Annotated in this window: 9 protein-coding genes; 4 read left to right on the top strand and 5 right to left on the bottom strand. The window is 61.6% G+C overall.

Annotated elements, in window-relative coordinates; translation table 11 throughout:
- Positions 1 to 386: 386 nt before the first annotated feature.
- The gene (locus H3V53_RS41860; RefSeq protein ID WP_336602847.1) at positions 387 to 842 is read left to right on the top strand and encodes a ribonuclease; all 456 of its coding nucleotides are present in this window, start codon (positions 387 to 389) and stop codon (positions 840 to 842) included.
- A gap of 191 nt (positions 843 to 1,033) precedes the next feature.
- On the opposite strand, the gene H3V53_RS41855 is transcribed toward H3V53_RS41860, so the two are convergent.
- Entirely contained in the window at positions 1,034 to 1,543 is a 510-nt protein-coding gene (locus H3V53_RS41855; RefSeq protein ID WP_054926149.1) for a winged helix-turn-helix transcriptional regulator, read from the bottom strand.
- A gap of 187 nt (positions 1,544 to 1,730) precedes the next feature.
- Between H3V53_RS41855 and H3V53_RS41850 the strand changes: the two genes are divergently transcribed.
- Together H3V53_RS41850 and H3V53_RS41845 are read left to right on the top strand one after the other, a co-directional pair.
- A complete protein-coding gene (locus H3V53_RS41850) occupies positions 1,731 to 2,657 on the top strand; it encodes an alpha/beta fold hydrolase (protein WP_419539746.1) in 927 nt (308 codons plus the stop codon).
- 278 nt (positions 2,658 to 2,935) lie between these two features.
- Positions 2,936 to 4,057 carry a GGDEF domain-containing protein gene (locus H3V53_RS41845; RefSeq protein WP_336602845.1) on the top strand — a complete coding sequence of 374 codons (1,122 nt, stop codon included), beginning with the start codon at positions 2,936 to 2,938 and terminating at the stop codon, positions 4,055 to 4,057.
- Between the two features lie 164 nt (positions 4,058 to 4,221).
- On the opposite strand, the gene H3V53_RS41840 is transcribed toward H3V53_RS41845, so the two are convergent.
- The 4 genes from H3V53_RS41840 to H3V53_RS41825 form a co-directional block, all read right to left on the bottom strand.
- Positions 4,222 to 4,491 carry a hypothetical protein gene (locus H3V53_RS41840; RefSeq protein ID WP_336602844.1) on the bottom strand — a complete coding sequence of 90 codons (270 nt, stop codon included), beginning with the start codon at positions 4,489 to 4,491 and terminating at the stop codon, positions 4,222 to 4,224.
- A complete protein-coding gene (locus H3V53_RS41835; RefSeq protein WP_336602843.1) occupies positions 4,482 to 5,516 on the bottom strand; it encodes an NRAMP family divalent metal transporter in 1,035 nt (344 codons plus the stop codon). The genes H3V53_RS41840 and H3V53_RS41835 overlap by 10 nt, the downstream gene beginning before the upstream one ends.
- A 112-nt stretch (positions 5,517 to 5,628) precedes the next feature.
- Positions 5,629 to 5,844: a hypothetical protein gene (locus tag H3V53_RS41830; protein WP_054926144.1), complete on the bottom strand. Its 216-nt coding sequence runs from the start codon at positions 5,842 to 5,844 to the stop codon at positions 5,629 to 5,631.
- Positions 5,845 to 6,378: 534 nt separating this feature from the next.
- Positions 6,379 to 7,056: a ProQ/FinO family protein gene (locus H3V53_RS41825; protein ID WP_336602842.1), complete on the bottom strand. Its 678-nt coding sequence runs from the start codon at positions 7,054 to 7,056 to the stop codon at positions 6,379 to 6,381.
- An 84-nt stretch (positions 7,057 to 7,140) separates the two neighbouring features.
- Here H3V53_RS41825 and H3V53_RS41820 point away from each other — a divergent pair.
- Positions 7,141 to 7,384 (top strand): hypothetical protein (locus H3V53_RS41820; RefSeq protein WP_336602841.1); only part of this gene is annotated, 244 nt, incomplete at its 3' end.

Here is a 7,384-nt window from a genome sequence, read left to right as displayed (position 1 = left end):
CGGTGCCGGTTAGCCGGCGGCCGGTCAGCTTACGATGGTCCGAAAAGCGGACATCTGAACTTGGCTAAAAGCGGACATTACAACTTAGCCACTACACATGCGAACGTTGATAATTAAGATTATGTCAAATCAACGTTATGGCGACGGCCCCTCCGATGGCACCCTCACACGCGATACCAAGCAGTCGCCAAACCCCAACCGACCGCCGTGCGAAATCTCTACAAGAAATTTTTCCGCTCCTATCGTGCGTCGAGGCTGTCCAACGACGCTAACGCACATGGACGCAGAAAAAGGTGCCGTCCTCAGCCGAACATTGATTCGCTCAGCCATTGGCGATACCTTTACGTTCATCCGTGCCGCCGAATCCAACAAGGGAGAACCGCTTTATGAAGCGAGCCTGGGCTTTCTCCTGCATCGTCGCTTTTAGTGCGATCCTCGGTGGATGCGGCAAGGAAGGATCGCAAAGCGCCACTGAAGCATCGGGCGCCTCCGCGAGCCAGGCGCCTGCCCAGCCGCCTCAAGGCGCGAGCGGCGCATCCACTGCATCGGGCGCGCTGGGCACGCTCACCAAAGCGCAATTGTCCGAAGAAGCAGCCGATACGCTGCGGCTGATCAAAGCGGGCGGCCCCTTTCCCTATCGCGATGACGGCGTCCTGTTCCGTAACAGTGCGCTGTTGCTGCCCGAGCATCCGCGCGGTTACTACCACACGTACACGGTTCGCACGCCTGGCCTGAAAGATCGCGGGCAACGCCGGATTGTATGCGGTGGACCGCGCAAGCAAACAGGCGACTGCTATTACACCGACGATTACTACGCCAGTTTCAAGCGCATCGCAGAATAAAGGCAGCCCCTGCTCCTCGCAGCCTCGCATGCTCAGGAAGCATGCTGCTTTCGCGCTGTCATCCGGGTAACTCGATAGCCGCACCTGCACTCAATCCGCCGCGTCGCTTGCCGACCGGGATAGTGGCATGAGGCAACTGAGCTGCATATAGTTTCGTCACACAACCTTATTCCGCCAAACGAGCACTGGCTTTAGCCGTCGTCGCCCAGCACGCGCCGGTTGCGATTGTCGATCACTGCATGCGTAGCTTTCGTCGCGCCGGGACCGGCAGCAAAACGCACGTCGTGATAAGTCAGCTTGCGGCCAGGCCTTGCCTGCACGGCCATCGGCTGAACGGGCTTCCCGCTTGACTGTTCGACCAGTGTGACGGGCGGTTTGCCCTTTGGCGCAAGCCAACGGTCGCCCCACTGCATGAGTGCAACCAGGACGGGGTACAGTTCCGATCCCTTCTCGGTCAACCGGTATCCGTACGTATTGGCACGCTCCTCGAGTGGAAACCGTTCGAGGATGTCCAGTTCAATCAGACGTTCGAGCCGCGCAGTCAGTATGTTTCGCGCGATGCCAAGCTCGCGCTGGAACTCGTCAAAACGTGTCGCGCCTTGCGTGCATTCCCGCACGATAAGCAGGGTCCACCACTCGCCGACCTCGTCGAGGGCGCGAGCGATCGAACAGTTCATTCCATCAAAGCGTTTTCGGTACATCGGCGATTAATAACATGTCGAGTTTTGTGATGCAACGGAATCAGCTTCTGATGACCGCGTTCCCGTACTGTTGCACTGCGCGCCCTCGCCTATCCTCGTAGACTATGCACGGTCCAGACGTAGCATTCAGGAGTCTTCCGTGTTCAATCTGCGCGTGCTTGCTTCTTTGATTGTCGGTGTCAGCGTGATGATGACGTCGGCGTCTCCCGCCCAAGGCGATTCCTCAAGGACGGGCACGCCGGATCTTCCCATTTACTATCGAACGGTAAAAGTAGATGGCCTGTCGATCTTTTATCGCGAAGCCGGCAAGCCCGATGCCCCGACTATTCTGCTGCTTCACGGCTTCCCGTCGTCGTCGCGCATGTTTGATCCGCTCCTGTCGCGACTTGCGGACAGCTATCATCTCGTGGCGCTGGATTATCCGGGTTTCGGTCATAGCGACGCGCCCGATGCGAAAGACTTCGCCTACACGTTCGATCATCTGACGGAAGTCACGGAACGCTTTATCGAAACGATCGGGCTGAAACACTACGTTTTATATGTGCAGGACTATGGCGGCCCGATCGGTATGCGGCTCGCCGTTCAGCATCCAAAACGAATCGATGCGCTGATCATCCAGAACGCGGTCTCGCACGAAGATGGCCTCGGGCCGCTGTGGACGACGCGCCGCGCATTCTGGAAAGATCGCGCTGCGCACGAGGCTGCATTGCGTGAGAATTTTTTATCGCTTGCATCGACCCGGCAACGACACGTCGGATCGAATCCTCATCCGGAGACAATCAATCCCGACCTCTGGACCGACGAATTCGCATTCCTGAGCCGCCCCGGCGAGGCCGATATCCAATCGGACCTGTTCTATTCGTACCAGACGAACGTCGCGAGTTATCCCGCGTGGCAGGCCTGGCTCAAGAAGCATCAGCCCGCGACGCTGATCGTGTGGGGCAAATATGATCCGTCGTTTCAACTCGCGGAGGTACCCGCCTACCAACGCGATCTGCCGAATGCCGAAGTCCATGTGCTCGACGCAGGCCATTTCGCTCTCGACGAAAAGCCCAATGAAATCGCGGCCATCATGCGAAGCTTTCTTGCCCGTTTGTCGCGTTCATCGTCGTAGCGAGCCGGCGAGTGGTTGGCAGACCTTCGGCGTGACGCGTTCGAAGGGCATTCGTCCACGGTTTGCCCTGCCCTCATCGCAATTCGGATTTTTCAAAGCGCATCTGCGCTACGATACGGCTTTTCCGCCGAAATCGACGCACGGCTTCGTATTGATTTCATTTCACTTTCGCTTTTTGGACTGCGTCGCGTTTATTCGGTTTATCCACTTTCTTCCGCCTGATTAACGTCATGCCCAGCCCACTCGCTCTGTTCGGCATCCTTTTCGTATCTTGCCTGATGAGCGTTGCAATCCTGGGTTCGCTGCGTCGGGCGGCAGTGCCGGGCATAGACCGCTGGTGCGCGGCCTACGCGCTATTGGCGATGGTTTCGTTGTATCTGTCGACCGTCGGTGACCGGCTCGATTCACACGCTATCGTTGGCGCTTCGTTCGTCACGTTCGTCGCCGTGGCGCTGCTCGTGCAGGGCACGCGTCAGTTCTTCGGTGTGCGTCCCGTGCGGCGCATCGAACTGGCGGCATTCATCATCGCTTTTGCTGCGCTCGTGTATGTTACGTGCGTCGCACCGAGCGTCGAAGCGCGAGTCGTGCTCGCATCGGCCGTCATCGCCTATGGACGGATTGCGATCGGCACCTTGGCGCTCCGTCACGCGCCGCGTGACGGCACGTTATACGGATATCGGTTCGTCGCTGCAGCGGCCTATCTTGGCGCATTGGTCCATGTCGCGCGCGCCGTTGCGATCGGCTTCGGCATCGTGTCGCCCGTCAGCTATTGGCAGCCCGTACCGTGGAGCGATCTGTTTCTCGGCCTCGCGATCGTGACTTTGCCATGCATGTCGATAGGCATGGCGATGCTGGCTCACGATCAGATCGTGCGAAGAATGGAAAAGCTCGCAACGATCGACGAACTGACGGGCGTACTCATGCGGCGCGCGTTCATGACCCGGGCAAACGATCTGCATGCTGCGGCGCGCACAACGGGCGCGCCCTTGTCTATCGCGATTCTCGACATCGACAACTTCAAAGCGATAAACGACGGCTTCGGCCACGCTGTCGGCGATCGCACGCTGACGCATTTTGCGTCGGTCGTGTCCAGTCAGTTGCGCCCGCGTGATCTTTTCGGACGCCTTGGTGGGGAGGAGTTCGGAATCCTGTTCGTCGACACCGGAAAGTCCGATGCGGAGACGTTGGCAAACATGCTGAGGCTGGCGGTCGAACGGTCTGATGGCTCCGGCGCGCGCTGCACGCTGAGCGCGGGCGTCGCCCGCATGGCGCCGGGCGACACGCTGGAGGCCGCGATGGCGCAGGCGGACGCAGCGCTCTATATGGCGAAAGCGATGGGACGCAACCGCGTGACAACTGCTCCTGACGTCGATCTGCGGGAGATCGAGGCGCCGACTTAAGTGGAAGATGAAACATGGGAAAAGCGGAAGTTGCGCGATCAGGCGCCCGGCAATTGCTGTTCCGCAATACGTGAATCAGGGCGTCAGCGAATGTAAGTCGGTGAGCTTAATCATATCGCGGGAACCATGCGCGCCTTCGCCCTCATTGATCTTTCGCCGTTCGCTCAGACGATTGCCAGCACATAGTGCGCGACGAGCGCGACGCCTGTCGCAAGCGTCGCCACCCAGCAGAGCGCGCGCAACGACACATGCGCCGCCAGATCACCGATCGCCTCGCGTTTCGCGCTCAGCAGAATGAGCAGAATCAGCACGGGCGTGATCGTCATGCCATTGACGATGGCGCTCCAATAGAGCGCCATGACGGGATCGACGCCGAGCGCGGACAGCAGCATCGCCAAAGCCGTGCCGAGCGCGGTGATTGCGATCAGCAGCACGGCAATACGCGTGTCGCGCGCTCGCCGCGACGCCAGTCGAACGAACTCGCGACGGCCTGCGCGGCCGAGCCCGCCAGCGGCGGCAACGCGAGCAGCGCCGTGCCGATCAGCGCGATGCCGAGTACCTGCGGCGCGAAACCGTGCGCGAACGGTTCGATGACGCGCTCGAGCGCCACGGGTTCGCCCGGCGCGAGATGCATCCAGTGCAATGCGGCGGCAGAGGCGATCATCACCACCAGTCCGCCGACATTCGAGAGCGCGGTTCGCAGCAACGTATCGCGCCGCACTTTGCGCAGCTCGCGTGTCAACACGTCTGCCCGCCGCGTCGAGGCGTCTTCCTCGCGCGCCCTCACCTCCTGTTCTGCCTGTGCAAACAGCAGGTACGGGCTGATCGTGGTGCCGAATACGGCGATCAGCATCGTGGTATAGCTTTCCGTCCAGATGACGTGCGGAACGAACATCCGCCAGCCGATCGTTTGCCACGGTACATGCAGCACGACGATCACGCCGACGTACGCGAACATGCCCAGCGTGAACCATTGCACCACGCGCGCGTAGCGCGCATACGGCACGAACCATTGCAGGGCGATCGACAGCGCGCCGCATGACAGCGCGAGAAGTGCGACGGGAGCGCTGGTGAACGCGCGCATCGCTGTCCCCATCGCCAGTATGTCGACGGCAATGTTGAACGTATTCGCGATCAGGAAACGCGCGACGGCGAAATAGAAAAAGATGGGCGCGTAATGCGCGCGCATGTTGGCCGTGAGTCCCTGCCCCGTGATCGACGCGACCCGCGCGGCGATCAGTTGCAGCGCGACCATCGACGGATACGACAGGACGCACACCCACAACAGGTCATATCCGTACCATGCGCCTGCCAAGGTATAGGTGGCGATGCCGCCCGGGTCGTTATCGGAGGCAAGCGTGGTGAGTCCCGGACCGACGTCGGCCGCCCATGACCGGGCGGGCCGCACGCTTGCGCGCTCGGCGCGGCTCACAGGCTGCTTGTCCCGCTGCTGCTGCATGTCGCTGCGTCCGGATGATCGCCACTGGCTACGCCGATTACCGTGCGGTCCGCACGAAGCGTTCCTGTCACGGCGCGCGGCGCCCGCGCGGCCGATGCCTGGGCGCGCGGCGCTACAGGCAGTGCTCGTCTATCCACTCCTTCGCCCACTCCGTCGCGAAGACGATGGCCTCCTTTCCGTCCACGAAATGACCCGGCACTTCGAACTCGTATGTTTCCATCGACGCGTCGGTCGTCGCGGGACGATAGATGCGCACATTTGCAATCACATGGCCGTCAGCGACGCCAGCCGTCACGCCGACGGTGCACGACGAATAGTTCATCTCCATGATGTCTCCCATCCTTCGTCAATCATGTTGCGCTGCCCGTTCTTCGCGGACGCGTGCATCGGCGTTTTGCGAGCCGAATGCGTCGAGGCAATGCGATGCAGTGCGAGGTCGCGGCGGCGCGGCATAGGCGCGACGCGACCGCCCGCTTTCTGGCCGACACGTAGCAAGCGACATACCTTGTGGACGCTCGATCACAAAACAGATACCGCTGCAAAGCATTCCCGCAGCGGTGTCTCTGTTCGTGAAGCAAGTTGAACGTCAGCCTTGGGCGCGCTCCGACCTTGGCGCTCGGTGCGTGAGCGGCATCGAGATTGTGCGGCGTGACGCGAGAACGAAGAAATCGGTTGAAGTAAGCGGCTTGCCCGCTTCTCGACGCGAGAACGTCACACGCGGCAGATCGATAGGCGCTGTTTGAAGAGATGATTTTTTGCGCCGCGCGACCCGCCGACCGATTTCACCAGCGGCAACCTACCGCCGTGACAGGCCAGAATCCGCCGAACGACCCAATGCGCCGGTCCGTCCCGGCGATGGTCATCAGCCCTGTGCCTGGTCGGCTGCAGGCGTATCCGCTGGCGCGTCGGGTTTCGGCTCGGCGACGGGTTGTTCGGCGGCCTGTGCGGCCACGGCCGCGTCATCGCCAGCCTTGGCGGGTTTCGACCGACCGCCCGCGCGACGCCGCGCGAACGCCGAATCCGACGCCGTGACCTTGCCCGTTTCCGCACCCGTCAAATCGACGCGCGGCGCACCTTCCGTCAGGCTCGCCCAATAGCGGCTACCGCGGCACCACGTGCTCACGGCGTCGCGAACTTCCTGCTCGGTCAGCTTCAGTTCGGCGGCCTGCGCGAGTAGATCCTCGAGAATGCCGACCTTCAACGCGACCTTCGGCGCCGGGTTCTTCGGAAACGCGAGCGGGAAGCGCTTTTGCAGCTTGCCGATCGTATGCACGACGGGATCGACGGGATTCTGCGGCTTCTGGGCCGGACGCGCAGACGCCGGCTTGCCCGCGGCCTTCGCTGCGGGCGCGGCTGACGGCTTCGCGTCTCGCGCTTTCGCGTCCCTGTTTTTCGGGTCGCGCGCTTTCGCGTCTTTCGCCTTCGCATCCTTGCCGCCCGGATGAGCGGCGTGCTTGTCCGCAGCCTGCTTCTGCTGACGCTGCGCCTTCGCCTGCTTGGCGAGCTCGTCCCTTAGCTTCGCCAGTTGTTCAAAGCCCATGTGTTCACCTTCATTGCAATGACGCAGGATTGTAGCAGCCGCTGGAATTTGGCACGCCGGCTGGCTGCATGCGCCCGTTCACCTATGATGCACGTCGTCCGTGGCTGTTTGCTGTCGAAAAACGAATTCTGCCTGAAACGGCGTCGCCGCCTTCGAGCATCCGACAGCACCAGCAAGCGCCTATCCTGCGTCGCGCGCGCGTCGCACGCGTTTCGCACGCGCAAAGAAAAAAGCGCCGCAAACGCGGCGCCCCTCCTTCCCCGAGATCCGAACGGCGTGCGTCAGAACCGGTGCACCATGCCGACGCCCACACCCACCATGCTGCGCG

This window comes from Paraburkholderia bengalensis (assembly GCF_037126505.1).
Taxonomy (GTDB): Bacteria; Pseudomonadota; Gammaproteobacteria; order Burkholderiales; family Burkholderiaceae; genus Paraburkholderia; species Paraburkholderia bengalensis.
This window is presented reverse-complemented; position numbering and strand designations above follow the sequence as displayed.

Coding starts and splice junctions, on each gene's coding strand:
- H3V53_RS41850 (WP_419539746.1), top strand. CDS start 1,731: ATGATGACGTCGGCGTCTCCCGCCCAAGGCGATTCCTCAAGGACGGGC.
- H3V53_RS41845 (WP_336602845.1), top strand. CDS start 2,936: ATGAGCGTTGCAATCCTGGGTTCGCTGCGTCGGGCGGCAGTGCCGGGC.
- H3V53_RS41860 (WP_336602847.1), top strand. CDS start 387: ATGAAGCGAGCCTGGGCTTTCTCCTGCATCGTCGCTTTTAGTGCGATC.
- H3V53_RS41825 (WP_336602842.1), bottom strand. CDS start 7,056: ATGGGCTTTGAACAACTGGCGAAGCTAAGGGACGAGCTCGCCAAGCAG.
- H3V53_RS41830 (WP_054926144.1), bottom strand. CDS start 5,844: ATGGAGATGAACTATTCGTCGTGCACCGTCGGCGTGACGGCTGGCGTC.
- H3V53_RS41855 (WP_054926149.1), bottom strand. CDS start 1,543: ATGTACCGAAAACGCTTTGATGGAATGAACTGTTCGATCGCTCGCGCC.
- H3V53_RS41835 (WP_336602843.1), bottom strand. CDS start 5,516: ATGCAGCAGCAGCGGGACAAGCAGCCTGTGAGCCGCGCCGAGCGCGCA.